This is a genomic window from Nocardia sp. NPDC058497 (assembly GCF_042720195.1).
In the GTDB taxonomy this organism is placed as follows: Bacteria; Actinomycetota; Actinomycetes; order Mycobacteriales; family Mycobacteriaceae; genus Nocardia.
Genome location: NZ_JBHXMY010001059.1, coordinates 1 through 1,048, shown reverse-complemented (window position 1 = coordinate 1,048; position 1,048 = coordinate 1). Strand labels below are relative to the sequence as shown.

At 66.0% G+C, this 1,048-nt stretch carries 1 protein-coding gene and 1 pseudogene; both read right to left on the bottom strand.

What is annotated here, in order from left to right; genetic code table 11:
• Nucleotides 1–806 (bottom strand): 4-hydroxy-2-oxovalerate aldolase (gene dmpG, locus ACFWPJ_RS33705; RefSeq protein WP_378857690.1); only part of this gene is annotated, 806 nt, incomplete at its 3' end.
• A gap of 12 nt (nucleotides 807–818) precedes the next feature.
• Nucleotides 819–1,048, bottom strand: a pseudogene (locus ACFWPJ_RS33700) (acetaldehyde dehydrogenase (acetylating)); the annotation flags it as partial.

Here is a 1,048-nt window from a genome sequence, read left to right as displayed (position 1 = left end):
CGGACGACGTCCTCGGCGGCGTCGGTGACGGCGAAGAAGTCGACGCCGGTCTTGATGCCGAGCTTGTCGCAGACGCCGATGAAGGCTTCGACCGGGAGATTGCCGGCGCCCGCGCCGAAGCGGCGAGCCGAGCCGTCGATCTGGGTGGCGCCGGCGCGGACCGCGTACACCGAGTTGGCCACGGCCAGGCCGAGATTCTCGTGACCGTGGAAGCCCACCTGCGCGTCGGTGCCGAGCTCGGCGACCAGCGCGGACACGCGGTCCGAGACCTGTTCCAGGACAAGGGCACCCGCGGAATCGACGACGTAGACGCACTGGCAGCCGGCGTCGGCCATGATGCGGGCCTGCTCGGCCAGGAACTCCGGCGGCTGGGTGTGCGACATCATCAGGAAGCCGACCGTTTCCAGACCGAGCTCACGGGCCGCCGTGAAGTGCTGCACGGACACATCGGCTTCGGTGCAGTGCGTGGCGACGCGGCAGATCGACGCCCCGTTGTCCTGCGCGATCTTGATGTCTTCCTTGATGCCGACGCCCGGCAGCATGAGGAAGGCGATCTTGGCGTTCTTCGCTGTTTCCGCGGCGGCCTTGATCAGTTCCTGCTCAGGGGTTTTGGAGAACCCGTAGTTGAACGAGGAACCGCCGAGGCCGTCACCATGGGTGACTTCGATGACCGGCACGCCCGCGCCGTCGAGGGCGGCGACGATGTCGCGGACCTCGGTCGCGGTGAACTGATGCCGCTTGTGGTGGGAACCGTCACGCAGGGAAGTGTCGGTGACTCGGATGTCGAGATCAGCTGAGTAAACCATGATGTGAGCTCCTTACACCCGAGCCGAGATGATCTGGTCGGCCAGCACGTCACCCACGCGGGTGGCGGCGGCAGTCATGATGTCGAGGTTGCCCGCATACGGCGGCAGGAAATCGCCCGCACCCTCGACCTCGACGAAGATCGACACCTTCGCCATACCACCGGAGATCACCGACGGGTCGTCGAACTGCGGATCGTTGAGCAGCCGGTAGCCGGGCACGTACTCCTGGATCGACTTCTCCA